General features: G+C 61.7%; 27 protein-coding genes. 11 read left to right on the forward strand and 16 right to left on the reverse strand.

What is annotated here, in order from left to right; genetic code table 11:
- The 4 genes from dapF to BLW24_RS06355 are packed head-to-tail and all read left to right on the forward strand — an operon-like array spanning position 1 to position 3,156.
- A complete protein-coding gene (dapF, locus tag BLW24_RS06340) occupies positions 1-831 on the forward strand; it encodes a diaminopimelate epimerase (RefSeq protein ID WP_090378104.1) in 831 nt (276 codons plus the stop codon).
- Entirely contained in the window at positions 828-1,526 is a 699-nt protein-coding gene (locus BLW24_RS06345) for a DUF484 family protein (RefSeq protein ID WP_090378107.1), read from the forward strand. Before dapF ends, BLW24_RS06345 begins: the two co-directional genes overlap by 4 nt.
- 41 nt (positions 1,527-1,567) lie before the next feature.
- Positions 1,568-2,464, forward strand: a complete 897-nt coding sequence (gene xerC / locus BLW24_RS06350) for a tyrosine recombinase XerC (RefSeq protein ID WP_090378110.1) — start codon at positions 1,568-1,570, stop codon at positions 2,462-2,464.
- Positions 2,461-3,156 carry an HAD family hydrolase gene (locus BLW24_RS06355; protein WP_090378113.1) on the forward strand — a complete coding sequence of 232 codons (696 nt, stop codon included), beginning with the start codon at positions 2,461-2,463 and terminating at the stop codon, positions 3,154-3,156. The genes xerC and BLW24_RS06355 overlap by 4 nt, the downstream gene beginning before the upstream one ends.
- Before the next feature lie 300 nt (positions 3,157-3,456).
- On the opposite strand, the gene sutA is transcribed toward BLW24_RS06355, so the two are convergent.
- From sutA to glnK, 4 genes are all read right to left on the reverse strand, one after another.
- A complete protein-coding gene (gene sutA / locus BLW24_RS06360; RefSeq protein ID WP_090378116.1) occupies positions 3,457-3,768 on the reverse strand; it encodes a transcriptional regulator SutA in 312 nt (103 codons plus the stop codon).
- 258 nt (positions 3,769-4,026) lie between these two features.
- The gene (locus BLW24_RS06365; RefSeq protein WP_090378120.1) at positions 4,027-5,277 is read right to left on the reverse strand and encodes an ammonium transporter; all 1,251 of its coding nucleotides are present in this window, start codon (positions 5,275-5,277) and stop codon (positions 4,027-4,029) included.
- 77 nt (positions 5,278-5,354) lie between these two features.
- Positions 5,355-6,668 (reverse strand): ammonium transporter, encoded by a 1,314-nt coding sequence (locus BLW24_RS06370; protein ID WP_090378123.1) that lies wholly within the window; start codon positions 6,666-6,668, stop codon positions 5,355-5,357.
- Between the two features lie 35 nt (positions 6,669-6,703).
- On the reverse strand, positions 6,704-7,042 hold the full coding sequence (glnK, locus tag BLW24_RS06375) for a P-II family nitrogen regulator (RefSeq protein ID WP_021700071.1): 339 nt from the start codon (positions 7,040-7,042) through the stop codon (positions 6,704-6,706).
- Positions 7,043-7,469: 427 nt separating this feature from the next.
- Between glnK and BLW24_RS06380 the strand changes: the two genes are divergently transcribed.
- Complete coding sequence (locus tag BLW24_RS06380; protein ID WP_090378126.1) at positions 7,470-7,739, forward strand: accessory factor UbiK family protein; 270 nt, start codon at positions 7,470-7,472, stop codon at positions 7,737-7,739.
- A gap of 39 nt (positions 7,740-7,778) precedes the next feature.
- Positions 7,779-9,278, forward strand: a complete 1,500-nt coding sequence (locus BLW24_RS06385) for a YifB family Mg chelatase-like AAA ATPase (RefSeq protein WP_090378129.1) — start codon at positions 7,779-7,781, stop codon at positions 9,276-9,278.
- A 57-nt stretch (positions 9,279-9,335) separates the two neighbouring features.
- Here the strand turns inward: BLW24_RS06385 and BLW24_RS06390 are convergent, their stop codons facing one another.
- Complete coding sequence (locus BLW24_RS06390) at positions 9,336-10,124, reverse strand: gamma-glutamyl-gamma-aminobutyrate hydrolase family protein (RefSeq protein WP_090378132.1); 789 nt, start codon at positions 10,122-10,124, stop codon at positions 9,336-9,338.
- A gap of 325 nt (positions 10,125-10,449) precedes the next feature.
- Positions 10,450-11,394: a LysR substrate-binding domain-containing protein gene (locus BLW24_RS06395; RefSeq protein ID WP_090378135.1), complete on the reverse strand. Its 945-nt coding sequence runs from the start codon at positions 11,392-11,394 to the stop codon at positions 10,450-10,452.
- A 138-nt stretch (positions 11,395-11,532) separates the two neighbouring features.
- Here BLW24_RS06395 and BLW24_RS06400 point away from each other — a divergent pair, with 138 nt between their 5' ends.
- Positions 11,533-12,930, forward strand: a complete 1,398-nt coding sequence (locus BLW24_RS06400) for a NorM family multidrug efflux MATE transporter (RefSeq protein WP_090378138.1) — start codon at positions 11,533-11,535, stop codon at positions 12,928-12,930.
- Here BLW24_RS06400 and BLW24_RS06405 read toward each other — a convergent pair.
- From BLW24_RS06405 to BLW24_RS06425, 6 genes are all read right to left on the reverse strand, one after another.
- Positions 12,911-13,831 carry an SdiA-regulated domain-containing protein gene (locus BLW24_RS06405; RefSeq protein WP_090378141.1) on the reverse strand — a complete coding sequence of 307 codons (921 nt, stop codon included), beginning with the start codon at positions 13,829-13,831 and terminating at the stop codon, positions 12,911-12,913. The two genes, BLW24_RS06400 and BLW24_RS06405, sit on opposite strands and share 20 nt — an antisense overlap.
- An 88-nt stretch (positions 13,832-13,919) precedes the next feature.
- Positions 13,920-14,267, reverse strand: coding sequence for a NirD/YgiW/YdeI family stress tolerance protein (locus tag BLW24_RS06410; RefSeq protein WP_090378143.1), 348 nt, complete (start codon positions 14,265-14,267; stop codon positions 13,920-13,922).
- An 83-nt stretch (positions 14,268-14,350) separates the two neighbouring features.
- Positions 14,351-14,719, reverse strand: coding sequence for an SdiA-regulated domain-containing protein (locus BLW24_RS27135; RefSeq protein ID WP_420874982.1), 369 nt, complete (start codon positions 14,717-14,719; stop codon positions 14,351-14,353).
- On the reverse strand, positions 14,629-15,273 hold the full coding sequence (locus tag BLW24_RS06415; protein ID WP_420874983.1) for an SdiA-regulated domain-containing protein: 645 nt from the start codon (positions 15,271-15,273) through the stop codon (positions 14,629-14,631). Before BLW24_RS06415 ends, BLW24_RS27135 begins: the two co-directional genes overlap by 91 nt.
- A 150-nt stretch (positions 15,274-15,423) precedes the next feature.
- Positions 15,424-16,089, reverse strand: a complete 666-nt coding sequence (locus tag BLW24_RS06420; RefSeq protein ID WP_090378146.1) for a fumarylacetoacetate hydrolase family protein — start codon at positions 16,087-16,089, stop codon at positions 15,424-15,426.
- Between the two features lie 160 nt (positions 16,090-16,249).
- On the reverse strand, positions 16,250-17,644 hold the full coding sequence (locus BLW24_RS06425; RefSeq protein WP_090378149.1) for an FAD-binding oxidoreductase: 1,395 nt from the start codon (positions 17,642-17,644) through the stop codon (positions 16,250-16,252).
- A 185-nt stretch (positions 17,645-17,829) separates the two neighbouring features.
- Between BLW24_RS06425 and serA the strand changes: the two genes are divergently transcribed.
- Positions 17,830-19,059 (forward strand): phosphoglycerate dehydrogenase, encoded by a 1,230-nt coding sequence (gene serA / locus BLW24_RS06430; RefSeq protein ID WP_090378152.1) that lies wholly within the window; start codon positions 17,830-17,832, stop codon positions 19,057-19,059.
- Between the two features lie 166 nt (positions 19,060-19,225).
- Here the strand turns inward: serA and BLW24_RS06435 are convergent, their stop codons facing one another.
- Positions 19,226-19,726 carry a 2-thiouracil desulfurase family protein gene (locus tag BLW24_RS06435; RefSeq protein WP_090378156.1) on the reverse strand — a complete coding sequence of 167 codons (501 nt, stop codon included), beginning with the start codon at positions 19,724-19,726 and terminating at the stop codon, positions 19,226-19,228.
- A 221-nt stretch (positions 19,727-19,947) separates the two neighbouring features.
- On the opposite strand from BLW24_RS06435, the gene BLW24_RS06440 reads away from it, so the two are divergent.
- Positions 19,948-20,505, forward strand: a complete 558-nt coding sequence (locus BLW24_RS06440) for a DUF6160 family protein (protein WP_090378159.1) — start codon at positions 19,948-19,950, stop codon at positions 20,503-20,505.
- A 20-nt stretch (positions 20,506-20,525) separates the two neighbouring features.
- On the opposite strand, the gene BLW24_RS06445 is transcribed toward BLW24_RS06440, so the two are convergent.
- On the reverse strand, positions 20,526-21,149 hold the full coding sequence (locus BLW24_RS06445; protein ID WP_090378162.1) for a 2OG-Fe(II) oxygenase: 624 nt from the start codon (positions 21,147-21,149) through the stop codon (positions 20,526-20,528).
- A gap of 104 nt (positions 21,150-21,253) precedes the next feature.
- Between BLW24_RS06445 and BLW24_RS06450 the strand changes: the two genes are divergently transcribed.
- Entirely contained in the window at positions 21,254-22,021 is a 768-nt protein-coding gene (locus tag BLW24_RS06450) for a hypothetical protein (RefSeq protein ID WP_090378165.1), read from the forward strand.
- 118 nt (positions 22,022-22,139) lie between these two features.
- Here the strand turns inward: BLW24_RS06450 and bipL are convergent, their stop codons facing one another.
- Positions 22,140-23,072 carry a phospholipase BipL gene (bipL, locus tag BLW24_RS06455; protein ID WP_090378168.1) on the reverse strand — a complete coding sequence of 311 codons (933 nt, stop codon included), beginning with the start codon at positions 23,070-23,072 and terminating at the stop codon, positions 22,140-22,142.
- Positions 23,073-23,157: 85 nt separating this feature from the next.
- Here bipL and BLW24_RS06460 point away from each other — a divergent pair, with 85 nt between their 5' ends.
- Positions 23,158-23,766 (forward strand): DUF6436 domain-containing protein, encoded by a 609-nt coding sequence (locus tag BLW24_RS06460; protein ID WP_244161092.1) that lies wholly within the window; start codon positions 23,158-23,160, stop codon positions 23,764-23,766.
- Here BLW24_RS06460 and BLW24_RS06465 read toward each other — a convergent pair whose 3' ends face one another.
- Positions 23,767-24,543 (reverse strand): substrate-binding periplasmic protein, encoded by a 777-nt coding sequence (locus tag BLW24_RS06465; protein WP_090378174.1) that lies wholly within the window; start codon positions 24,541-24,543, stop codon positions 23,767-23,769.
- Positions 24,544-24,554 lie beyond the last annotated feature (11 nt).

Below are 24,554 nucleotides of genomic sequence, written 5' to 3' on the forward strand. Positions count from 1 at the left end.
ATGCTATTGCGCTTTACCAAGATGCACGGCCTCGGCAATGACTTTATGGTCCTCGACCTAGTCAGCCAGCATGCGCATATCCAGCCGAAGAACGCCAAGGCCTGGGGCGATCGCCACACCGGCGTGGGCTTCGATCAGCTGCTGCTGGTCGAGCCGCCCAGCAACCCGGACGTGGATTTCCGCTACCGCATCTTCAATGCCGACGGCTCGGAAGTGGAGCAGTGTGGTAACGGCGCGCGCTGCTTTGCCCGCTTTGTGCTGGACAAGCGCCTGACCGTGAAGAAGCAGATGCGCGTGGAAACCAAGGGCGGCATCATCGAGCTCGACGTGCGCAACGACGGGCAGATCAGCGTCAACATGGGCGCGCCGCGCCTGGTGCCTGCGGATATCCCGTTTCAGGCCGAGCAGCAGGCACTGAGTTACAGCGTGGCCGTCGACGGTCAGACCGTTGAGCTGGCTGCCGTGTCCATGGGCAATCCGCATGCCGTGCTGCGCGTCGACAACGTCGACAATGCACCGGTGCACAGCCTCGGAGCAACACTCGAACACCATTCGCGCTTTCCGCAGCGGGTGAACGTCGGTTTCCTGCAAGTGCTCGATCGCCAACGCGCCAAGCTGCGCGTCTGGGAACGCGGTGCCGGGGAAACTCAGGCCTGCGGTACCGGCGCCTGCGCAGCGGCAGTGGCGGCAATCAGTCAGGGCTGGATGGACTCACCGGTGCAGATCGAACTGCCCGGCGGCAAACTGAGCATCGAGTGGGCAGGCCCCGGCCAGCCCGTTATGATGACCGGACCCGCAGTACGTGTGTACGAAGGACAGGTTCGCCTATGACCGACAAGCAGGATTCACCCAAGCCACTGGATTCAGAAACGGTTGCCGCTTATCTGCGCCTGCATCCGGAATTCTTTATTGACCACGATGAGTTGATCCCCGAGCTGCGTATTCCGCACCAGCGCGGCGATACCGTGTCGCTGGTCGAGCGCCAGGTGAAACTGCTGCGCGAGCGCAATATCGAGATGCGTCACCGCCTCTCACAACTGATGGACGTGGCCCGCGACAACGACCGCCTGTTCGACAAGACCCGTCGCCTGGTGCTCGATCTGCTCGATGCCAGCAGCCTGGAAGAAGTGGTCAGCTGCGTCGAAGACAGCCTGCGCCGCGAGTTTCAGGTGCCCTTCGTCAGCCTTATTCTGTTCAGCGAAGCGCCACTGCCGGTTGGCCGCTCGGTCAGCAGCGCCGAAGCGCACCAAGCCATTGGTGGCCTGCTGGCCGGCGGCAAGACCATCTGCGGCGTATTGCGCGAGCATGAGCTGAACTTCCTCTTCGGCAGCGAAGATGGTGCTCAAGTCGGTTCGGCGGCGGTGGTCAGCATCAGCCATCAGGGCCTGCATGGCGTGCTGGCGATTGGCAGTGCCGATTCGCAGCATTACAAGAGCTCGCTGGGCACGCTGTTCCTCGGTTATATCGCCGAAGTGCTGGCACGCGTTGTACCGGGCTTTGCCACACCTTTGCGCTCGGTGCGTTAATCGTTGCAAGCATCGCACCGACTGCACCGCAGGGAGCTTCCATGCAAGACCTCCTGGACGCCTACCTCGAACACCTGCGCAGTGAGCGCCAGCTTTCCTCCCATACCCTGATCGGCTACCGCCACGACCTGAGCACGCTGCTGGCACTCTGCAACCAGGAGCAGATCGACAGCTGGAACGCGCTCGATACCGTACGCCTGCGTCGCATGGTCGGCCGCTTGCATGTGCAGGGTCAGTCCAGCCGCAGCCTGGCCCGCCTGCTCTCGGCCACCCGTGGCCTCTATCGTTATCTGATTCGTGAAGGCCACTGCCAGAGCGATCCGGCCAGCGGCCTGACGCCGCCCAAGGGCGAACGTCGCCTGCCGAAAACCCTGGACGCCGACCGTACCGCACAGCTGCTCGACGGCGCCCTAGAAGACGACTTTATCGCCCGTCGCGATCAGGCCATGCTGGAGCTGTTCTACTCCTCAGGCTTGCGCCTGTCCGAACTGGTCAGCCTCAACCTCGATGGCCTCGACCTGCCCGCCGGCCTGGTACGCGTCATCGGTAAAGGCAACAAGACTCGTGAACTGCCGCTTGGGCGCATGGCACGTGAAGCGATGCAGCAGTGGCTGCCACTGCGTGCGCTAGCGAACCCGAGCGACGGCGCGGTATTTATCAGCCAGCAGGGCCGACGCATCGGCCCGCGCGCGGTGCAACTGCGCGTGCGCCAGGCCGGCGTGCGTGAGCTGGGGCAGCACCTGCACCCACATATGCTGCGCCACAGCTTCGCCAGCCATATGCTCGAATCCTCGCAGGACCTGCGCGCGGTGCAGGAGCTGCTTGGCCACGCCGATATCGCCACCACCCAAGTTTACACCCACCTGGATTTCCAGCACCTGGCCACGGTCTATGACAAGGCTCATCCACGGGCCAAACGCAAAGGCAGCACAGAATGAGCATTCAGCTGATTACCTTCGACCTCGACGACACCCTGTGGGATGTTACCCCGGTGATGCAGGACGCCGAAGCCGCGCTGCGCAACTGGCTGGCCATGCATGCGCCGCGCCTGGGTGCGGTGCCGGTGGAACACCTGTGGTCGATTCGCGCCACCCTGCTTCAGGCCGAGCCAATGCTCAAGCATCGCCTCAGCGAGCTGCGTCGGCGCATTCTTTTCCACGCCCTGTCAGATGCAGGCTATGCACACGCGGATGCACAAGCGTTGGCCGAGGCCGGCTTTCAGGTGTTTCTCGCCGCGCGCCATCAGGTCGAGCTGTTTGCCGAGGTGCACCCAACCCTTGAAACCCTGGCCAATCGCTTCCAGCTCGGGGTCATTACCAACGGCAATGCCGATGTGCGCCGCCTGGGCCTGGCCGACTACTTCCAGTTCGCCCTGTGCGCCGAGGAACTGGGCGTCGGCAAACCCGACCCGAAACCCTTTACCGAAGCGCTGAAACGCGCGGGCATCGCCGCCGAGCACGCGGTGCATATCGGCGACCACCCCAGCGACGATATTGCCGGGGCGCAGGCTGCAGGGCTACGGGCGATCTGGCTCAACCCCCAGGGCAAAGCCTGGGAGGCGGACAACACCCCGGATGGGCAGATCCGCAGCCTGGCCGAGCTGCCAGCACTACTGCATAGCTGGACGTAACCAGCGCTTAACCGCCACGAGTAGCGGCCACAAAAAATCGTCGGGAGCGATTTTTGACGTCGCGCAGCGACGGCCCCGAAGGGGTGGCCGCCATGGATGGCAGACCACAAAAAAGCCCGCAGGCTTCGGCCTGCGGGCTTTTTTATTCGTACAGTCACCTAGGAGCTGTTTACGATCTCGCGAGCTAGAGTCTTGCAAGGCAAAAACCGGTGAGGAAGCGGAGTGTACTGTTGTACATGAACATTCCGAGCCGGTTTTTAACGCCGCAGGGCCGACGCGCAGCAGATCGTAAATGGGCCCTTAGATAGGGCGGCTACCGTACTTGCTGTCCGGCTTTTTGGGCGGATCAGAGACCACATTCGGCTCGACTTCCTGCACTTTACCCCCACGGGAGAGGAACTCTTCCATGGCGCGAGCCAGAGCATCACGCTCTTTCTGCTTGGCTTCGATGCTCGGCAGTTCTTCTACGTCGACGGCGGCTTTGGCTTTTTTGCCTTTGCTGGCGGGTACGACTTCGTCGTCACCGTCGCCATCATCGGCGGCAGCCAGCTCCTCGCCTTCGTCTTCGTCAGCGCCTTCTAATTCGTCGTGTTCCAGATATTCGTCGCTCATGTTCCAACCTCATGACTTGCGAAAAGCAGAGTAGTTATAGCCCAGCTGCGTCAGCTTTCTAACGTCGCTGATAAAAATTCCAGTGGCCTTGCCTTGGGCTGAGCGCTGCGCATCGGCGAACTGCGCTCAACGGCGCGCATTCTAGGGTCTGTTGCCGCTCCATCACAACCGCGCACATGCTGAAAAACCACAACCTTCAATTGGTGTTCAGAAAAAACAAAGGGCGCCCTTAGGCGCCCTTGTTGAAACCAGAGGAAATCAACGCTTGGTGAATTCCGGATAGGCTTCCATACCGCATTCAGCGATATCCACGCCTTCGTACTCTTCTTCCTCGGTAACGCGCAGGCCGATCACCAGTTTGATGATGGACCAGACGATCAGGCTGGCCACGAAGACCCAGGCGAAGATCGAACCGATACCCAGCAGCTGTGCGCCGAGGTTGGCGTCGCTATTGGTCAGGCAGACAGCCAGCAGGCCCCAGATACCGACCACACCGTGAACGGAGATGGCACCGACTGGATCGTCGAGCTTCAGCTTGTCCAGACCGAGGATCGAGAACACCACCAGCACGCCGCCCACGCCACCGATCAGGGTTGCTTGCAGGGCAGTCGGAGTCAGCGGCTCGGCAGTGATGGCCACCAGGCCAGCCAGGGCACCGTTGAGGGCCATGGTCAGGTCAGCCTTGCCGAACAGAATGCGCGCCACGATCAGCGCAGCGATCAAGCCACCGGCAGCCGCCATGTTGGTGTTCACAAACACGTTGGCTACGGCGTTGGCGTCTTCGATGGTGCTCATCTTCAGCTGCGAACCACCGTTAAAGCCGAACCAGCCCATCCACAGGATGAAGGTACCCAGCGCTGCCATCGGCAGGTTGGCACCCGGAATGGCGTTGACCTGGCCATTCGGGCCGTACTTGCCTTTACGTGCGCCGAGCAGCAGTACGCCAGCCAGAGCAGCAGTAGCACCAGCCATGTGCACCACGCCGGAACCGGCGAAGTCGAGGAAGCCAGCTTCGTTAAGGAAGCCCGAACCCCATTTCCAGAAGCCTTGTACCGGGTAGATGAAACCGGTCATGACCACGGCGAAAGCCAGGAAGGCAAACAGCTTCATGCGCTCAGCAACGGCACCGGAAACGATCGACATGCAGGTCGCGGCAAACACCACCTGAAAGAAGAAGTCCGAACGCGCCGAGTAGTAAGGGGCATCGTCACCGCCGGCGAGAACCGCCTCAACGCTGTTCTCTTCACCCAGCAGGAAACCCAGGCTTGGCAGGATGCCGCCTTCCGGGCTGGAGTACATGATGTGGTAGCCGATCACCAGGTACATGATGCTCGCCACTGCATACAGGGCGATGTTCTTGGTGAGAATTTCAGTGGTGTTCTTGGCTCGCACCAGACCGGATTCGAGCATGGCAAAACCCGCTGCCATCCACATTACCAGGGCGCCGCAAACCAAAAAGTAGAAGGTATCAAAACCGTACTGCAATGCAGTCAATGCTGTGTTGTCCATGGTTCACCTCTTGCCGTGCGCTTTTTAGCGCTATTCGGTTAAGACGTCCGGGTTGGCTCCGGACGCGCTCCGTGTGCTTACAGGTTGTAGCCGCGCTCGTTATGCAGGGCGAGATCGAGACCGATGGTCTCTTCCTCTTCGCTGACACGCAGGCCCATTACTAGGTCGATCACTTTCAGAATCACGAAGGTCACCACCGCGGTGTACACCACTGTGAAGGCCACCCCCTCGAACTGGATCCACAACTGCGCCGGAATGTCCTCCACCGTACCGAAGCCACCCAAGGCCGGTGCGGCGAACGCCCCGGTGAGAATGGCACCGACAATCCCGCCCACGGCATGCACGCCGAACACGTCGAGGGAATCGTCATAACCCAGCTTGCGTTTCAGGCTGGTGGCGCAGAAGAAGCAGATCACCCCACTTGCCAGACCAATCGCCAGAGCGCCCATCGGCCCCGCCGTACCAGACGCTGGGGTGATCGCCACCAGACCCGCCACAGCACCCGAAGCAATGCCCAGAACGCTTGGTTTGCGGTGCGTGATCCACTCGGCGAACATCCAGCTCAGCGCCGCGGTAGCGGTGGCAATCTGGGTGACCAGCATGGCCATACCGGCGCTGCCGTTGGCTGCCAGCGCAGAACCTGCGTTGAAGCCAAACCAGCCGACCCAGAGCATGCTTGCGCCGATCAGGGTGTAGCCGAGGTTGTGCGGCGGCATCGCGGTCGTTGGGAAACCCTTGCGCTTGCCCAGCACCAGACAGGCCACCAGACCGGCGATACCGGCGTTGATGTGCACCACGGTGCCGCCCGCGAAGTCGAGCACGCCCCAGTCCCACATCAGCGCCCCGTTACCGCCCCAGACCATGTGCGCGATAGGCGCATAAACCAGGGTGAACCACACCGCCATAAAGATCAGCATGGCCGAGAACTTCATGCGTTCGGCAAAGGCACCGACAATCAGCGCCGGGGTGATGATGGCGAAGGTCATCTGAAAGGTGATGAACACGCTCTCTGGAATCCCAGCCACCAGGCTGTCCAGGGTCAAACCAGATAGGAAGGCTTTGGAGAAACCGCCGACGAAGGAGTTGAAGTTGACGACTCCCTGCTCCATGCCAGTGGTATCAAAGGCCAGGCTGTAGCCGTAAACGACCCACAGAATGCTGATCAACCCGGTTACTGCAAAACACTGCATCAACACCGACAGCACGTTCTTCGAACGCACCATGCCAGCGTAGAAAAGCGCCAGACCGGGGATGGTCATAAACAGCACCAGTACAGTGGCGACCAACATCCAAGCGGTGTCGCCGCTGTTCAGGCTTGCCTCTTCGGCCATGGCAAAGCCAGGAACGAGAGACAAAAGGGCTCCTAGCCCTGCGATTTTTCGCAGAGTCATGGTTTAACTCCTGGGGCATGGGTTCGTTCGGAGGCTTAAACTGCGTCGGTGCCGGTTTCGCCGGTACGGATGCGGATCGCCTGTTCCAGGTTTACAACGAAAATCTTGCCGTCACCGATCTTGCCGGTGTTAGCAGCCTTGGTGATGGCCTCGATCACGCGATCGAGTTGATCGTCAGCGATGGCCACGTCGATTTTCACTTTTGGCAAGAAATCGACCACGTATTCAGCACCGCGGTACAGTTCGGTATGGCCCTTCTGGCGACCGAAGCCTTTGACTTCAGTGACAGTGATGCCCTGCACGCCGATCTCCGACAGTGACTCACGGACGTCGTCCAGCTTGAACGGCTTGATGATGGCAGTGACTAGCTTCATGTAACTCTCTCCCGTGTATGGTGGACTTGCCCCAGGAATTACGAACCCGGCCCAAGTCTAAGCGCAGTGCCTGGCTTTTGTAATGCATCGCAGCCCTGACCCAGCGGCACCGATGCTCACCAACCGCTCCCGACGAAACACTTCCCCGCTTCGCCTGACGCACCGGAACTGCATCGGTGCATGCGTCGCAGGAGACAAAGCAGAAAGCTTGCCAGAACAGCTAAACCCGATTTATTTCATGCAGTTACCCGGCAAACGGGCGTTCTAGCCCGGTACTAGCCAACCGCCAGCGCACAACAACGGTGCAACGGCCCGCCAAGCAGCGCGCGAAAACTGTGCAGAACCTGCCAACGCCGTTCCGGACCCGCCCGGCAAGCCAGATAAAGCTGCGTGCTACACTGCCGCCACCTGTAAACGGAACCTCACCATGCTGCCACCTAAAGCCCTGCTAGACGCCCTGACCACCCATGCCTCGCGCCTGTTCAACGGTGACGCGCCCTTGCCGCGCGGCGAGTTCGAAGCCCAGTTCAAAGTGCTACTGCAAAGCGCCTTCAGCAAACTCGACTTGGTCAGCCGCGACGAATTCGACAGCCAGATGGTCGTGCTGGCCCGCACCCGTGCGCGCCTGGAAGCCCTCGAAGCCAAGGTCGCCGAGATGGAAGCGCGCAGCGCAGACGCGCCAGCTACCAACGAGTAACGCCCGCAGCGGATGCATCAGCCGATCAAGGAGTGATCGATGTCCCTGGCCATAGTCCACAGCCGCGCCCAGGTGGGAGTTGAAGCCCCCGCCGTCACCGTCGAAGCCCACCTGGCCAACGGACTGCCCTCGCTGGCCCTGGTCGGCTTGCCGGAAACCGCCGTCAAGGAAAGCAAGGATCGCGTACGCAGCGCCATCCTCAATTGCGCCTTCGAGTTCCCGCCCAGACGGATTACCTTGAACCTGGCCCCGGCTGATCTGCCGAAAGATGGCGGGCGCTTCGACCTGGCGATTGCCCTGGGCATTCTCGCCGCCAGCGGACAGGTGCCAAGCAGCGCGCTGGAGCCGCTTGAGTGCCTGGGTGAACTGGCGTTGTCCGGGGCGATTCGCCCAGTACAGGGCGTCTTGCCCGCAGCACTGGCTGCCCGCGCTGCCGGACGCACCTTAGTAGTGCCCAAGGCCAATGCCGAGGAAGCCAGCCTGGCGTCCGGACTGACGGTGATTGCCGTCGAGCACTTACTGGAAGTCGCCGCCCACCTCAATGGCCAAACGCCGATTGCGCCTTATCAGGCTCAGGGCTTGCTGCGCCACGTGCTGCCCTATCCCGATCTGGCCGAGGTACAGGGCCAGATCGCCGCCAAACGCGCGCTGCTGGTGGCGGCAGCTGGCTCGCACAACCTGCTGTTTACCGGGCCGCCCGGCACCGGCAAAACCCTTCTGGCCAGCCGCCTGCCGGGGCTGCTGCCGCCGCTGGATGAGGCCGAAGCGCTGGAAGTAGCGGCGATTCATTCTGTCGCCAGCCATACGCCGCTAAGTGCCTGGCCGCAAAGGCCCTTTAGAACGCCTCATCACAGCGCATCCGGCCCGGCGCTGGTTGGCGGAGGCAGCCGCCCGCAACCGGGGGAAATCACCTTGGCTCATCACGGCGTTTTATTCCTCGATGAACTCCCCGAGTTTGACCGCAAGGTTTTGGAGGTGCTGCGTGAGCCCCTGGAAAGCGGGCAGATCGTGATTGCCCGCACCCGCGACAAGGTGCGCTTTCCCGCGCGGTTTCAATTGGTTGCAGCAATGAACCCCTGCCCCTGCGGGCACCTGGGCGATCCATCCGGGCGCTGCCGCTGTTCCAGCGAGCAGATCCAGCGCTACCGCGGAAAACTCTCCGGCCCGCTGCTCGACCGCATCGACCTGCACCTCAGCGTGCCGCGGGAAACCACGCGGCTGGATGCCAACGCCGAACCCGGCCCAAGTAGCGCCGAACTGGCCGCCCAGGTCGTACAGGCTCGCCAGCAGCAACAGGCACGCCAGGGCTGCGCCAATGCCCACCTCGATCTCAATGGCGTGCAGCAGCATTGCAGCCTGCAGGGCGAAGACCGTCAATGGCTGGAAAACGCCTGCGAGCGCCTGGGCCTGAGCCTACGCGCGGCCCACCGGGTGTTGAAGGTGGCGCGTACCCTGGCCGACCTGGACAGTGCCGCGCATATCCACCGCAGCCACCTGGGTGAAGCCTTGCAATACCGCCCCAGCATCAGCGGCGCTTGAATCGCAGCCATAAAAAAGCCCCGTATGCGGGGCTTTTTTTATAGGGAGCTAGAACCCTTACTGCTCGCGGCGAGCGGCCTGCTCACGACAGGCATCACCAAATGCCTTGAAGATTTTCACCGAATGCGGGTTCTGCGCCGCCTGCCACTCCGGGTGCCATTGCACCGCCAGGGTAAACTGCTCGGCGCCCGGCAGGTGAATCGCCTCAACCAGACCATCCTCGGCATGGGCCAGCGCCTCGACGCCCTCACCCAGTTGATCCAACGCCTGGCCGTGAAGCGAGTTAACCGCAAACGGCGCATCACCCATCAACTCGGCAAACCAACTGCCGGGCAACGCCTGTACGGTATGACTGTCGGCGTACTGCACATCGACCGGATCGTCTGAATCCTCGCGGTGGTCATCAATGCCGTCGACCTCGTAAGCCTTCTGGTGAATATCGCCGCCCAGGGCCACGTTGATTTCCTGCATGCCACGGCAGATCGCAAACAGCGGCAGACCACGGGCCAATGCGCCGCGAATCAGTGGAATATCAAACAGATCACGATCCTTATCCTGGCCCTTGGTCGGAGTCAGGTTTTCCTGGCCATAGAGGGCCGGATCGATATTGCTGCCCGCGCCGGTCAGGTACACGCCATCGACCATCGACAGGTACTGTTCGATGTCATCGGCGCCGCAGCAACTGGGCGCCAGCAGCGGCACACAGCCCGACAGCTCGACCAGCGGGGTTATGTATTTGTGAGTCATGACTTGATAGGCATGCCCTTTGCGCTCTTGCGCGCCCATGGACATCAGGACAACCGGTTTACGCGCGCCTGGGCGCTGTTTCGTATTGTTGTTGGACATACATCACCTTGGGGCAGCCGGAATTGGCTGCCGTTGTTGTGCAGAAGGGCTGACGGCTGTCGCGCGCCTTCTGTTTTACGGCTGATTGCGCCTGTCTAAATGCCCGCCGCAGCGGCATCAGATGCGCGAGAAACGCTCATCTGGCAGTCACAACACTGAAGCCAGTCTGCCAAAGCCGTAAAATATGTCAAACAAATACGCTCGGATTGTTAAGAAACCAGACCACAAACAGCAGGCAATTCAACCTAAACATCGCAGCAAGCTTATGTTTTAAAAGTATTAATCTGGATAAGCTAACAAACGATAGTCCAATATTTTTTACGCTCTACACGCCACTGCGCTTACGTGCCCGATTTTCCACCCGCTCGACCATAGGCAGCTGCATCGCCGCCACATCGGCTACCAGATAATCACGCAAGCGGCGAAAGCGCTCCTGGCCTCGGCGCGCCTTTGGCCATACCAGGTAGTAGCTGCAACCGCTGTGCACCGCGCTGGGCCATGGCAGGCCGAGCCGACCCTGGGCGACATCCTCGGCGACCATCACCAGATCACCGATCGACACGCCATAGCCACGCGCCGCCGCCACCATGCCCAGTTCCAAGGTGTCGAATACCTGACCGCCCTTGAGCGGCACCTGATCGGCCAGGCCCATCGCTTGCAGCCATTGCCGCCAGTCACGGCGGTCTGGCGTCGGGTGCAGCAATTCGGCGGCCTGCAGACGTGGCAGATCCCAGGGCTGTTCGCTCAAGGATTCAGGCGCACAGACCGGAATCAACCATTCGGCAAACAGCTCGGTGCTCTCCCACTCCTCCGGGAAGTCGCCCTGACTGAGCAGCACGGCGCAGTCGAACGGCTCATGCAGAAAGTCCACCTTATCCACGTCCATCCAGGCGCTGGTCAATTGCACCTCACTGGCGCTGCTCAGGCGATAGCGCGACAGGCGCGCCAGCAGCCAACGCATGGTCAGGGTCGACGGGGCCTTCAGGCGCAGCACCGTGTCGTCGACACGCAGGGTGTTGCAGGCCCGCTCCAACGCCTCGAAACCATCGCGCAGCCCGGGTAGCAGCATGCGCGCTGTCTCAGTGAGCTGCAGGCTGCGGCCACGGCGCTCGAACAGGCGGCAAGCAAAGTGCTCCTCCAAAGTGCGCACATGCCGGCTGACCGCACTCTGGGTGATCGCCAGCTCTTCGGCGGCGCGGGTAAAGGAGCTGTGCCGCGCCGCGGCTTCAAAGGCGCGCAGGGCATAGAGCGGCGGCAAGCGCTGGCTCATGCACGCAAGCCATGAGTAATAGTCATGCCTGTCATCGCTATTATCCTTTTGTGCTGCCGCAGTTGGCTTATGAGAATAGGCGCATTCTCTGCTTGTTCGGACTACCCGGGCAAGCCTTCTGCCTGAGTAGAACTCATCATGCCGCAATCCCTTCGCAGCGAGCTACGCGCCATTCTGAAACTCGCCGGGCCGTTGATTGCTGCGCAACTGGCACATGTGCTGATGGTGTTTACCGACACCATGATGATGGGCCTGCTTGGCCCTGCGACTCTGGCGGCCGGCGGCCTGGGCGCGGCCAGCTATTCCTTTGTGTCGATCTTCTGCGTTGGGGTGATTGCCTCGGTCGGCAATCTGGTGGCGATCCGTCACGGCGCGCAAGACGCCGCCGGAGTGACCCGGCTGACGCAGAACGGCCTGTGGCTCGGCTGGGGTCTGGCGCTGCTGGCCGGCCTGGCGCTGTGGAACCTCGGCCCGGCGCTGCTGTATTTCGGCCAGCAGCCGGAGAACGTCAGAGGCGGCATGCAGTTTCTTTCAACCCTGGTGTTTGCCCTGCCCGGCTATATGAGCTTTATGGCCCTGCGCGGCTTTACCAGCGCCATCGGCCACCCTGGCCCGGTGATGGCCATCAGCATTGGCGGCGCGCTAGCCAACTTCATCCTCAACTATGCGCTGATCAAGGGCTGGTTCGGCCTGCCTCCGCTGGGTCTGGCCGGCATCGGCCTGGTCACCGCCCTGGTGATGAATGTCATGGCGCTGCTGCTGGCCTGGCATGTGCTGCACCACAGCGCCTACAGCCCTTATCCGCTGTGGCGCGGCTTGTTGCGGCCAGTCTGGACCGAGCTGAAAGAGCTGCTGCGCCTGGGCCTGCCGATTGGCGGCACCTATGCGGTGGAGTCCGGGCTGTTTGCCTTTGCCGCGTTGTGCATGGGCGCACTGGGCAGCACCCAGCTGGCGGCGCACCAGATCGCGATCATGTCGGTGTACGTGGCCTTTATGGTGCCGGTGGGGATTTCCTACGCAGTGACCTTCCGTATCGGTCAGCACTTCGGCGCCGGCCGCCTGCTGCAGGCACGCCAGGCCGGTCGCCTGGGCCTGGGATTGGGCGCGCTGTGCATGCTGGGTTTCGCCTGCCTGTTCTGGCTGGCGCCGCACTGGGTGGTCGGGCTGTTCCTCGACCACAGTGACAGCGCCTATGCCGAGGTAGTGGGCATGGCCGTGGCGCTGCTGGCGATTGCCGCCTGGTTCGAGTTCTTCGATGGCATCCAGACCATCGCCATGGGCGCAATTCGCGGCCTCAAGGACGCCAAGACCACCTTCTGGGTCGGCCTCGGCTGCTACTGGGCCGTTGGCGCGCCGCTGGCCTGGACGCTGGCCTTCCCGCTGGGCTGGGGCGCAGAAGGCGTATGGTGGGGGCTGGCCGGCGGCCTGGCCTGCGCCGCTATCGGCCTGACCTTGGGTTTTGAGTGGAAAACCGCGCGCCTGCTGCAACCGACGGCCGCAGCCTTCACGCCACAACCTAAGCGCCTGGCTTCTTGAAGCGATAGAACAGGTTGGGCTCGCTGACCAGATAAAGCACGCCCTGGTTATCCATGGCGATGCCCTCGCCCTGGGGCACGCTGCGGGTCAGGCCATTGCGCCCACCGAGCAGTGACAGGCTGCTGATCGGCTTACCCTCGACATTCAGCTCCAGCACCAGGCGCGACTCATCGGACAACGCCAGCAGATGACCGCTGCGCTCATCAAACTGCAGGCTGGAGAGATCGCGCACAAACAACCCGGCATCGCGCTTCTGATCATCCACCACGTGCACCGCGAAAGGGCGCTGCGGATCACTCTGAGGGAAGCCGTGAATCTCGTAGATACGCATCGGGTCGCGTTCCTTGGCGACAAACAGGCGCTGCCCGGCCGAGTCATAGGCCAGACCCTCGAAGCCCTTGTTGCCATTCAGGCCGATGCCTAGCGAAAACTGCTGCGCCTGATCGGCATGCAGTTCCGTGGTGGCATCATCCACCCGCACCTTGATCAAGCGCTGCAAACGCTCGTCGGTGATCACGTACAAGCCAGGGCTGATGTACTCGACTGCCTCGGCGTCGCCAAAACCATGCAAGTCAATCCGTCGCAGCAGCTCGCCATCCAGCGACAGCTCGATCAGCTGCGACTTGTGGTTGGTTACACTAAACAGGCTGTTGCGATCCGGGTCGTAGGTCAGCGCCGAGACGTCATCATTCAGGCCTTCGATCACTTTGGCCTCAAGGTCCACCTGATAATCCGACAACAGCATTGAGCCCTGCTGCCCGTTACCCGCCAACTGCCATTGCTGCACATTGAACCAGGCCCGTTCAAACAGGCGGTACTCCTGAGCAAACAGACCAAGCAGCAGCAACGCCAGCACAACAAGGCTCAGCAACAGGCGCTTCAGGGTGAAATGATCTCGCATGGCGCTTCACTCTCAATAGTTACGGTTGGCACAACGGCGTCAGCCCGAAGCAGAGCCTCGGGCTGACGCGGGCGCATGATGAGGCGATTTAATTGACCAGTTCGAGGTACTCGACATCGATTTCGCGGCTGGTCAGGTCACGGTCGACTTCGCCACTGATCTTGACCACGGCCTTCTCGGAGATGGCCTGAGCGGGCCAATGCTCATCGTCGATCTCGACATTGATGGTGCCGCTGGCGTCCTTGAACTCATACAACTCATCCTGCAGGCGCTTGACGATCTGCCCTTGCAGTACCACTTGAGTGTCATCGGCGGCATCCAGCGCGGCAGCCACAGTGGTGACCTGAGCCGTGGCACCTGGGCCGGTATAACCGGTGGCCATGGCAGCAGTGGAAAACAGTGGCGCCAGCAACAGAGCAATAGTCAGACGTTTCATGGGGTAGCCCTCTAATCAGTTGGTGATGGCTCCAGAGTAGAGGGCGTAGCTGAAGCCAGGCTTAATCGGCGCTTAAGCCAAGCTTAATCCGCCGCCACCGGTTCCTTGCGCAACACGTAGAACAGATTGGGCTCGCTGACGATGTAGATATTGCCGGCCGAATCCATGGTCACCCCCTCGCCCTGGCCGATTCCCTGATGAAAACCATTCATGCCACGCGCCAGGCTGATAAAGCTGACCGGCTCGCCCTGCTCGTCAACCTCCAGCAGCAGCCGCGACTCATCGGAGAGCACCAGGGCATGGCCGGTGCGGGCGTCGTAACTCAGCGAGGAAATATCACGCAGAAACAGATGCCCGGAACTCAGCGGCTCAAGGGTTCCGGCTGCGCCATCCTCTCCGGGAAACGGCAGGCTGAACAGCCCCAGCGGGCCGCGCTCCTTGCCCAGCAGCACACTCTATATTGCGCGAGTCCCAGGCAATGCCTTCGAAACCTTTGTTGCCGGCATCGATAGATGCCAAGATCGAAGGAAGCCAGATCGTCAAACTCCAGGCTGCGGGTCAGCGCGCCCAGTGTGAAGGTGGTCAGGGTGCGCTTACGCTCATCGATAATCGCCAGGCGACCATCAGCGAGCATTTCCACCCCTTCCGGGTTAGAAAAGCCATGCAGATCGATGCGCCGCATCACCTGGCCATCCAGGGCCAGCTCGATCAGCTGCGGGGGTTTACCGGTTACGGTGAACAGCGTGTCGCTCTCGGAGCTGTAGGTCAGCCCGGACACCTCGTCACCTTCCAGCCCCTGTAGCGGTTTGCCCTGCAGCACGGCCTTATAGCCCGGCAACCAGATGCTTGCTTGCTGCTCGGCAGGCCCCACCTGTTGCTGTTGGGACCAGAAGGACACACGGTCATCCCAGTGGCGATAGCTCGCCACCAGAACAACGATCAACGACAGGCACAGCAGCACAATCAGCCAGCGCAGACGCACCAGTCGGGCAATCCAGATCGACATCGCACACAACTCAGCAGAACGATGGCTTTCAGACTAGAGAGCAACCCTTAAGTTTCTGTTAAGCCGCCGGGCCAGCAGGCACCTCCAGGTGCCCATTAGCCAAGCCTGACGGCTCAAATCGTGATTCACAGGTAGTGCTTCAACGGCCGGTTAGAGCGCGCGACTGGCGAAGCGGCTGTGACCAAGCAGCTCCAGCACCAGCTCATCGCCCTTGTGCAGCGGGCCGACGCCCACTGGCGTGCCGGTGAGGATCACATCGCCCGGCTGCAGGCTGAAGTGCCCGCAGATATGCTGGATCATCGGCAGGATCGGGTTGAGCATGTCGCGGCTGTTGCCGTTCTGGCGCACTTCACCGTTGATCGCCAGGCGGATGCCGATATCGGTAAGGTCTTCGACAGCATCACCGGGCACGAACGGCGCCAGCACGCAGGCACCGTCGAAGGATTTGGCGGTTTCCCAGGGGTAACCCTTGGCCTTGAGCGTGGCCTGCAGGTCGCGCAGAGTCAGGTCCAGCGCCGGAGCGAAACCGGAAATGGCATCACGTACTTCTTCAGCGTTCGGCGTGCGCGACAGCGGCTTGCCGATCAGCACGGCGATTTCCGCCTCGTAATGCACATCCCCCTTACCTTCAACCAGGGTAAAACCGTCATCCAGCGGCACCACACAGCTGCCGGCCTTGATAAACAGCAGCGATTCAGTCGGCACCGGGTTGTTCAGTTCCTTGGCATGCTCGGCGTAGTTGCGGCCGATGCACACCACCTTGCCCATGGGAAAGTGGATATGGGTGCCATCGACATACTGATGCTGGTAGCTCATAAGCAACTCCTGATGGGAATGCATAACGCCGCTCGTTGTGCGAGCAGGCGGCGTAGAGCGGTAACCCCGCCCTACGATCTGAATCGTTGATCGCCCATGGTGGACGAACCTTCACGGGCTGTCGTTGCGACCAAAGGTGCAGGCAACAGCCGCCACGCCATCAGAGCGGGAAGATCTTGCCTGGGTTCATGATGCCGTTCGGGTCAAACACCGCCTTGATCGCCTTCATATAACCAATCTCGGCTTCCGAGCGGCTGTAGGTCAGGTAATCGCGCTTGGTCATGCCCACGCCGTGCTCGGCGCTGATCGAGCCGTTGTACTTCTGCACGGTCTCGAACACCCACTTGTTGACGGTGGCGCACTTGGCGAAGAACTCGTCCTTGGACAGGTTCTCTGGCTTCAGGATATTCAGGTGCAGGTTGCCGTCACCGATATGGCCGAACCAGACGATTTCGAAGTCCGGGTAGTGTTCGCCGACAATACGGTCAATGTCGTGCAGGAAGGCCGGCACCTTGGAGACGGTGACCGAGATGTCGTTCTTGTAAGGCGTCCAGTGGCTGATGGTTTCCGAGATGTACTCGCGCAGCTTCCACAGGTTCTGCAGCTGTTGCTCGCTCTGACTCATCACGCCGTCCAGCACCCAGCCCTGCTCGACGCAATGCTCGAAGGTGGCCAGGGCAGCCTCGGCGACTTCCTCGGTGGTGGCTTCGAATTCCAGCAGGGCGTAGAACGGGCAATCGGTTTCAAACGCCGGTGGCACGTCGCCACGGGCCATGATCTTGGCCAGGGCCTTGTCGGAGAAGAACTCGAAGGCGGTCAGGTCCAGCTTGTTCTGGAAGGCATGCAGCACCGGCATGATCGAGTCGAAGTCCGGGGTGCCGAGCACCATCGCGGTGAGGTTCTTCGGCGCGCGGTCCAGGCGCATGGTGGCCTCGACGACAAAACCCAGCGTGCCTTCGGCACCGATAAACAGCTGGCGCATGTCATAACCGGTGGCGTTCTTGATCAGGTCCTTGTTCAGCTCCAGCAGCTCGCCGGTACCGGTAACGACCTTGAGGCCGGCCACCCAGTTACGGGTCATGCCGTAGCGAATCACCTTGATGCCGCCGGCATTGGTGCCGATATTGCCGCCGATCTGGCTGGAACCGGCCGAGGCGAAATCCACCGGGTAATACAGCCCTTTGTCCTCGGCGAACATCTGCAGCTGCTTGGTCACTACGCCCGGCTGGCACACGGCGGTGCGGTCGAATTCGTTGAAGTCGAGAATCTGGTTCATGTAGTCGAAGGCCACGACCACTTCACCATTGGCTGCCACCGCGCCGGCGGACAACCCGGTGCGGCCGCCCGACGGCACCAGCGCGACCTTGTGCTGATTGGCCCAGCGGACGATGGCCTGGACCTGCTCGATGCTCTTGGGGAAGGCAATTGCCAGCGGCGCTGGGGCGAAGTGCTTGGTCCAGTCCTTGCCGTAGGCGTTGAGGGAATCGGCATCGGTGAGCACTTTGCCGGGCTCAACCAGGGCCTTCAGCTCTTCGATCAGCGCAGGGTTGGTCATCTACGGAACTCTCAAACGATTCATGGTCACCCTGAGCACGCTTCATCTGCCAGGGTAGGTGTTTCGCGGGGCTCGTATGCTAGCATACGCACCCCGTGAATCGTGCCCCCGCGCCGATCTGCGGGCTGCGGCCGGCGGCGCTCGGCCTCTTCCCTGACACTATTTGTGGGACAACAGGTACTCCGATGAGCAAGACCTCTCTCGACAAGAGCAAGATCAAGTTCCTTCTTCTTGAAGGCGTCCACCAGAATGCAGTGGACACCCTGAAGGCCGCTGGTTACACCAACATCGAGTACCTCAAGGGCGCACTCTCCGACGACGAGCTAAAAGAAAAGATCGCCGACGCGCACTTTATCGGTATCCGCTCGCGCACCCAGCTGACCGCCGAAGTCTTTGACTGCGCCAAGCGCCTGGTGGCTGTGGGCTGCTTCTGCATCGGCACCAACCAGGTTGACCTCGACGCCGCCCGCGAGCGCGGTATCGCCGTATTCAACGCCCCCTACTCGAACACCCGCTCGGTGGCCGAACTGGTGCTGGCCCAGGCCATCCTGCTGCTGCGCGGCATCCCCGAGAAGAACGCTTCCTGCCACCGTGGCGGCTGGATCAAATCGGCGGCCAACTCCTTCGAAATCCGCGGCAAGAAGCTGGGTATCGTCGGTTACGGCTCGATCGGCACCCAACTCTCGGTACTCGCCGAAGCCATGGGCATGCAGGTGTTTTTCTACGACACCGTGACCAAGCTGCCACTGGGCAACGCCACGCAGATCGCCAAGCTGCACGATCTGCTGGGCATGTGCGACATCGTGTCGCTGCACGTGCCTGAGCTGCCATCCACCCAGTGGATGATCGGCGAGCAGGAAATCCGCGCGATGAAAAAGGGCGGCATCCTGATCAACGCCGCACGCGGCACAGTGGTTGAGCTGGAGCACCTGGCTGCCGCGATCAAGGACGAGCACCTGATCGGCGCCGCAATCGACGTGTTCCCGGTCGAACCGAAGTCCAACGACGAAGAGTTCGAAAGCCCGCTGCGTGGCCTAGATCGCGTGATCCTGACCCCGCACATCGGTGGTTCCACCGCCGAAGCCCAGGCCAACATCGGCCTGGAAGTGGCCGAGAAGCTGGTCAAGTACAGCGACAACGGTACTTCGGTGTCTTCGGTCAACTTCCCCGAAGTGGCCCTGCCGGCGCACCCGGGCAAGCACCGCCTGCTGCACATCCACGCCAACATCCCGGGAGTGATGAGCGAGATCAACAACGTGTTCGCCGAAAACGGCATCAACATCTCCGGCCAGTTCCTGCAGACCAACGACAAGGTCGGCTACGTGGTCATCGACGTCGACGCCGATTACTCCGATCTGGCGCTGGAGAAGCTGCAGCACGTTAAAGGCACGATCCGTAGCCGCGTACTGTTCTAAGCACGGCAGCAATAAGAAAAAGGGAAGCTTCGGCTTCCTTTTTTATACCCGGCAATCGGATGCAACCGTAGGTTGGGTTAGCGGCGTCTGGTGTTTATCTACAGACGACGCAAATCTTCCGCGCCGCGTAACCCAACAGCACGGGTATCGCTGCGCTCAATCCATCCTACGCACGCGGCCGCTCTTCTCGCTCACGCAACGCCGCTTCAGCAGCCGGTAGCTCCTCTTCGCTAAACACCTGCACACCAGCACGATGCAAGGCTGCAGCGGTCACCCCTTCACCGGCGACCTTGATGCCACTGAAGCTGCCGTCATAGTTCTCCCGGTGACCGCACGAGGGGCTGCGCGCCTTGAGCAGGGCAATACGGATGCCATGCTGCGCCACCAGGGCCAGAGCCTGCTGGGCGCCATCCACAAAAGCCGCCGTGACATCCTCGCCGTCCACCGTCAGCACCGGTAGCAGTCCATCAAGTACCTGCGCACCCTGACCACTGGCAATTTCAGCCGACGCACGCGGCGTCGGCAAGCCGCCGGCAACTTTCGGGCACAGCGGCACAATACGGCCGTCCTGCTGCCAGCGCTCCAACAGGCTGAAAGGGCCGTGGGCACCACCGTCATAACGTACGCGCTGGCCTAACAGGCAACGGCTCACCAGAATCTTCTGCATCACTCACACTCATTGGTCACTTGCCGTAACACGGTCAGGTTACCGCCTTGCATGGCCGCCGATCAAAGGGACGGGCTACCGGACAGATTGCCAAGCGCATCACGTGGGCAGCACCATGCGCGCACAACACTGGCCTATCCTTCGACGGGAAGCACCCTGGCCCGATGGCGCGCGCGTTAGGCCCGGCACAGACTCTCGGCACTCTAGTCGAGGACACTTCCATGCATCGCCCACTTCGCACTCTTGCCCTATCACTCGCTGCCAGCCTTGCGATCTGCACCCTGCCGAGCCAGGCGGCCCTGTTGCCGATGGACAACCAGAGCCTGAGCGAGATCAGCGGTCAAGCTGGCATTAGCATCCGCGCCGACGTGCTGGCGACGATCAACCGGGTCAGCTGGAATGACGATGGCGGTAGCGCCTCGTTGCGCAACGTGAAAATCGACAATGGCTGCCTCACCCCGGCCAGCTGCCCGAATGGCTCCGGCGGCAGCTTCGCCTTCGGTGCCGCGCAACTGGGCCTGACCTTGCCGATTTTCGGCGTCAACCTGCCAACGCTGAAGATCGATGTGGTGACCAATGGCAGCGGCCAGCAGCAACTGCAGCTGACCCTGCCCGACCTCACCACCATCAACGAACAGTTGGTGGCCAGCGGTATCCCGGCCCAGCGCATTCGCGTGCGAGTGGCAGCCGATATGTATGTGGGTGAAAGCCGTCTGGGCAGCATCGAGATGCGCGATATCACCGATCTGCGCGGGACTTTTAAGGTCTGGGGCCACTAAGAGCAAATCTCACAGACCTGCTACAACGGCCCATTGCCCCGGCGGCGAAACCAGCCGGTCAGCGACAATCGATCACGGTTGGCCGGCAAGACCTCATGGGGCATGTCGGCGGATAGAAACACCAGCAGACTGCCCGCTTGCGGCAACACATCACGCGCTTCGCCGTTCGGCAGATACAAGCGCAGCGCGCCGCCCTGTTCGGCCTGCCAATTCTCATTGAGATAGAACGCCGCTGACACCGCGCGGCGATCATCATCGCGAAAGCGATCCACGTGCTTCTGGTAGAACGCCCCCGGCGGATACAGGGCAAAGTGCCCCTCGAAATCCTCCAGCCCCAGGTACAAGCCCTGGTTCAGCGCCACCCGCAGCTCGTCAACTACCCGCAGGTACTGATCACAGGCCTTAGCCTGTCCGGCTTCCAGCCACTGAATATGGTCGCCGCGCACCCCTTCGCGGATCTGCTGCTGCGCGCCACGGCCGACGCCAGCGGGGGCCAACGCACCTTGTGCGGCACGCTTACGGCACTCTTCGGCCAGTTCAAGGGTCAGAGAGGAGGCAATAAACTGCGGCTGCAGCGACCAACCCTGTTCGGCCAGGTCGTCAACGATGCGGGTCAGAAGTGCGCTGTGGGTATCGGTCGTCATGCCGGCGATTCTACCAGCCTGTCGACGTTTGATTCACAACAACAGCGAGCCTCGACAAGCATCGGCATGCCGCCGAAAATAGCCGCCCCTGAATGGAGCCCCTAATGCGCGCCCTTTCCGTTGTACTGACCCTGCTGCTCAGCCTGCCCGCCCTGGCTGACGATTACCTGCAGCTGTATCAGGCGGCCGGCTGGCCGCAGCAACGCATGCACTTCAGCGATGCCCTGCAGGCCGCTCAGGAACGCTACCGCAGCAGCCTGCCGCCAGCGGTGCATCAGGCGCTGGTGAATAACAGCAACCAGCGCTTTGCCGCTGCGTCTGTGGATCAACGCGCCCAACAGGGGCTGCGCAGCAACCTCGGCAACCCGAGCAACGCGCTGCAGTTTTTCCAGTCGCCACTGGGGCGCAAGATTGTCGATGCCGAGCTGCTCGCTACCCGCAGTGATCAACTGGCGCGCTACGCCAACGGCCTGCCGCGCAGCGAAGCCAGCGCCACTCGCCGCCTGCTGATTCGCCACCTGGCCCAGGCGCTGCCGGCGCGGGAAGCCGGTGCGGAAGTCAGCCTGGCGCTAGCCGGAGTGGCAGCCGACAGCCTTAGTCAGATGCTCCCCGGCCTGCTTGGTGGCGACAGCGCCCAGGCCATGTTCAATGGCCAACGCCAGCGCCTGATGGAGCAGATCGGTGCGGATCTGGACAACACTCTGCTGCACGTCTACCGCGAGCTGAGTGATCCGGAACTGGAAGAATTTGTCAGCTTTGCCCAGTCAGAAAGCGGCAAGAACTACTACCAGGCAGCGCTGGCAGCCATCCGCAGTGGCCTGGCCGTTGGCCAGAGCAGCGCAGCACTGGCTCCAGCCCCGCAAGGTATCTGAAGACGAACCCGCGTAGGTTGGTGTTGAGAGCAGCGAAGCCCAACATGGAGCGCATGACACTGCGCTCGACGATCCGTTGCAGTCGTTGGGCTTCGTCGCGTTGCTCCTCAACACCAACCTACGCCAGACGTTCGGTCAAAAACTCGAAATAGCGCTGGCGCAGTGCCGGCGCTTCGTTGGCCAGGTGGTGTCGCGCCTCGGGCAGACGCAGAATCTGCGGCGCGGCAAATTTATTCTGCAGCACTTCAAGGTTGTGCTGCCAGGCCACCGTCATGTCCGCCTCACCCTGAATGATCAGCGGGCTGCGTGCACTGCGCGGCGCCGCCTCGATACGCGGCACCCACTGGCTAAGCGCACCGACCCAGGCGGTCGGCAGGTTGCGCGGCTGCAGCGGGTCCTGGTGATGGATGAAGTCGATAAACTCGGCATCGCTGGAATTGACGCTGAAACGCCGGGGAATCTCGCTGACAAAGCGCTTCATGATCCGGTAACTGAACTGCGACCAGCCCCAGGCACGCGGCCGCACCAGCGGCGCCAAGAGAATGGTTTCGCCGATTTGCGCACCTGGTGCACCGGTCAGCAGGTGGTCGATCAGAATCGCCCCGCCAGTGCTTTGCCCGCACAGGTGCCAGGGTTGCGGCAGCTCTAGCACCGCGGCTTCAGCCAGCACCGCCTGCAACACCGTCTGGTACTCAGCAAAATCGCCGATGCTGGCACGCGCACCGCTGGACAGGCCATGCCCAGGCAGGTCGAAAGACAGCACGGCAAAGCCCATGCCCAGCGCCCACTCGATCACATGGCGGTACAGGCCAACGTGGTCGTAGTAACCATGCAGTAGCACCAACGTGGCGCGCGGCTGCTCAGGCCGCCAGGCCTGTAGCGCAATCTGGTAACCGCCCGCCTGAAGCGTGCCCATACAACTGTGCGTAGCCGACGTATTGCTGAAACCGTAGAACTGCCGGTATGCCTGTTCGGCCGGTGATAGGGCAACGGCTGCGGCCAAGGGTCGCAGACTGGCAAGCAGGTTTTCCGGCTGAAACGGCTCTGGCATAAGGCTTCCATCAAACTTACGGGGTAGTCACAGACCACCCAGGGCTGTGCAATCAGGTTGCGGATATTCAGCTGTCGCGCCAGTCATGGCAAGCTGCGCGCCTGTTTGCCGAAGACCGCCGATGACTCGACCCACGCGCAAGACCCTACTCGCCAGCCTGCTGATTCTGCTCTGGGGCGCTGCCATGCTGGCCGCCTACTGGTGGTATGAAGCGCGCTACCTGCGTAGTTTCAGCGAGCAGACCGCGCTGTTCTACGGCGAACAGCTGCGTCTGCCGGATGAGCTGGCCGGCCCCGGGCCAATCCGCCTGGTGCATTTCTGGGACCCGGCCTGCCCGTGCAATGTCGGCAACCAGCAACACCTGGCCGAGCTGATCGAACGTTTCAGCCCCCAGGGCGTGCGCTTCTATGCCGTGCAAAAACCTGGCAGCAGCGGCCAACTGCCCAGCACCCTGAGCGCCCTGCAACCGCTGGCTGAACTGGCCGGCAGCGCGCAGATTCCCGCCAGCCCGGCGGTAGCAATCTGGGATCGCCAGGGTCAGCTGGCCTACTTCGGCCCCTACAGTGAAGGCGCCGTATGCACCTCCAGCAACAGCTTTATCGAGCCGATTCTGGAGGCGCTGATTGCAGAGCGCCCGGTCAACGCCAGCAACACTCTAGCGGTAGGCTGTTTCTGCGACTGGCAGAGCCACTGACTATCTCAGGCCATCCGGGGTAAAGCGCTGAAAGATCTGCTGCGCCTCACCACTGGCCTGCAGCTGTTCGAGCTGCCGATCAAATTGCCTTACCAGACTTTCACAGCGCGGCGAACCCTTGCTGACCAGTAGAAAGAACGCCTTGGTGGCGACCAGCGGCACATGGCGCAGCTGCTCATGGCCCTGATAGATGCCCAGCGCCAAACCGCCATATAACGGCTCAATTTCGCTGGGGAAAAAATCGCAACGCTGACGCTGCAACATGTCCAGGTTCTGCTGGATGCTGGGAAAGCGCTTGATCGGCTCACCCAGGCCAAACGGCTGGTAGTTGTAGCCAATCACCCCGCACACCCGATAGGGCTGCAGGTTCTGCTGCAAGGCAGGCAACGGCACTTCGGCAAAGCGCTGAGCGGAATAGAACAGCCCAAGGCGCGTTTCGTAGAGGCGCGCACTGTAATGCGCGTAGGCCGCGCGCTCGGCGTTGTAGCTGGCATCCCAGGTCAGTTCGCAGCGGCCCTTTTCAGCAAAGTCCGCCAGCTCCTGCTGCACCCGCGCCCAGGGCATATAGTGCACCTCATAAGGCAACTGCAAACGCTGCAGAATCTCCAGCACCAGGGTACTGGCCGCCCCGGTCAGACGGCTGCGATCCACCTCGCCATCGGTACGCTGCCAATAGGTGTAGGGCGGCCACTCGTTGCTGTCGCCCAGGCAGATCTGCACCGGCGGCGCTGCCAGGCAGGGCAGCGCCAACACTCCACTCGCCATCATTCGCCACATAACCGCTACCT

It is taken from the genome of Pseudomonas anguilliseptica (assembly GCF_900105355.1).
GTDB classification, from domain to species: domain Bacteria; phylum Pseudomonadota; class Gammaproteobacteria; order Pseudomonadales; family Pseudomonadaceae; genus Aquipseudomonas; species Aquipseudomonas anguilliseptica.

What these genes read in the sequence shown, in the direction of transcription:
- BLW24_RS06370 (WP_090378123.1), bottom strand. Translation starts at nt 6,668, where the DNA reads ATGACTCTGCGAAAAATCGCAGGGCTAGGAGCCCTTTTGTCTCTCGTT.
- BLW24_RS06460 (WP_244161092.1), top strand. Translation starts at nt 23,158, where the DNA reads ATGGCAAGCTGCGCGCCTGTTTGCCGAAGACCGCCGATGACTCGACCC.
- BLW24_RS06415 (WP_420874983.1), bottom strand. Translation starts at nt 15,273, where the DNA reads ATGTCGATCTGGATTGCCCGACTGGTGCGTCTGCGCTGGCTGATTGTG.
- xerC (WP_090378110.1), top strand. Translation starts at nt 1,568, where the DNA reads ATGCAAGACCTCCTGGACGCCTACCTCGAACACCTGCGCAGTGAGCGC.
- BLW24_RS06385 (WP_090378129.1), top strand. Translation starts at nt 7,779, where the DNA reads ATGTCCCTGGCCATAGTCCACAGCCGCGCCCAGGTGGGAGTTGAAGCC.
- BLW24_RS06345 (WP_090378107.1), top strand. Translation starts at nt 828, where the DNA reads ATGACCGACAAGCAGGATTCACCCAAGCCACTGGATTCAGAAACGGTT.
- BLW24_RS06355 (WP_090378113.1), top strand. Translation starts at nt 2,461, where the DNA reads ATGAGCATTCAGCTGATTACCTTCGACCTCGACGACACCCTGTGGGAT.
- BLW24_RS06395 (WP_090378135.1), bottom strand. Translation starts at nt 11,394, where the DNA reads ATGAGCCAGCGCTTGCCGCCGCTCTATGCCCTGCGCGCCTTTGAAGCC.
- dapF (WP_090378104.1), top strand. Translation starts at nt 1, where the DNA reads ATGCTATTGCGCTTTACCAAGATGCACGGCCTCGGCAATGACTTTATG.
- BLW24_RS06380 (WP_090378126.1), top strand. Translation starts at nt 7,470, where the DNA reads ATGCTGCCACCTAAAGCCCTGCTAGACGCCCTGACCACCCATGCCTCG.
- glnK (WP_021700071.1), bottom strand. Translation starts at nt 7,042, where the DNA reads ATGAAGCTAGTCACTGCCATCATCAAGCCGTTCAAGCTGGACGACGTC.
- bipL (WP_090378168.1), bottom strand. Translation starts at nt 23,072, where the DNA reads ATGCCAGAGCCGTTTCAGCCGGAAAACCTGCTTGCCAGTCTGCGACCC.
- BLW24_RS06405 (WP_090378141.1), bottom strand. Translation starts at nt 13,831, where the DNA reads ATGCGAGATCATTTCACCCTGAAGCGCCTGTTGCTGAGCCTTGTTGTG.
- BLW24_RS06390 (WP_090378132.1), bottom strand. Translation starts at nt 10,124, where the DNA reads ATGTCCAACAACAATACGAAACAGCGCCCAGGCGCGCGTAAACCGGTT.
- BLW24_RS06435 (WP_090378156.1), bottom strand. Translation starts at nt 19,726, where the DNA reads ATGCAGAAGATTCTGGTGAGCCGTTGCCTGTTAGGCCAGCGCGTACGT.
- BLW24_RS06450 (WP_090378165.1), top strand. Translation starts at nt 21,254, where the DNA reads ATGCGCGCCCTTTCCGTTGTACTGACCCTGCTGCTCAGCCTGCCCGCC.
- BLW24_RS06420 (WP_090378146.1), bottom strand. Translation starts at nt 16,089, where the DNA reads ATGAGCTACCAGCATCAGTATGTCGATGGCACCCATATCCACTTTCCC.
- BLW24_RS06465 (WP_090378174.1), bottom strand. Translation starts at nt 24,543, where the DNA reads ATGTGGCGAATGATGGCGAGTGGAGTGTTGGCGCTGCCCTGCCTGGCA.
- serA (WP_090378152.1), top strand. Translation starts at nt 17,830, where the DNA reads ATGAGCAAGACCTCTCTCGACAAGAGCAAGATCAAGTTCCTTCTTCTT.
- BLW24_RS06445 (WP_090378162.1), bottom strand. Translation starts at nt 21,149, where the DNA reads ATGACGACCGATACCCACAGCGCACTTCTGACCCGCATCGTTGACGAC.
- BLW24_RS06425 (WP_090378149.1), bottom strand. Translation starts at nt 17,644, where the DNA reads ATGACCAACCCTGCGCTGATCGAAGAGCTGAAGGCCCTGGTTGAGCCC.
- BLW24_RS06440 (WP_090378159.1), top strand. Translation starts at nt 19,948, where the DNA reads ATGCATCGCCCACTTCGCACTCTTGCCCTATCACTCGCTGCCAGCCTT.
- BLW24_RS06365 (WP_090378120.1), bottom strand. Translation starts at nt 5,277, where the DNA reads ATGGACAACACAGCATTGACTGCATTGCAGTACGGTTTTGATACCTTC.
- BLW24_RS06400 (WP_090378138.1), top strand. Translation starts at nt 11,533, where the DNA reads ATGCCGCAATCCCTTCGCAGCGAGCTACGCGCCATTCTGAAACTCGCC.
- sutA (WP_090378116.1), bottom strand. Translation starts at nt 3,768, where the DNA reads ATGAGCGACGAATATCTGGAACACGACGAATTAGAAGGCGCTGACGAA.
- BLW24_RS06410 (WP_090378143.1), bottom strand. Translation starts at nt 14,267, where the DNA reads ATGAAACGTCTGACTATTGCTCTGTTGCTGGCGCCACTGTTTTCCACT.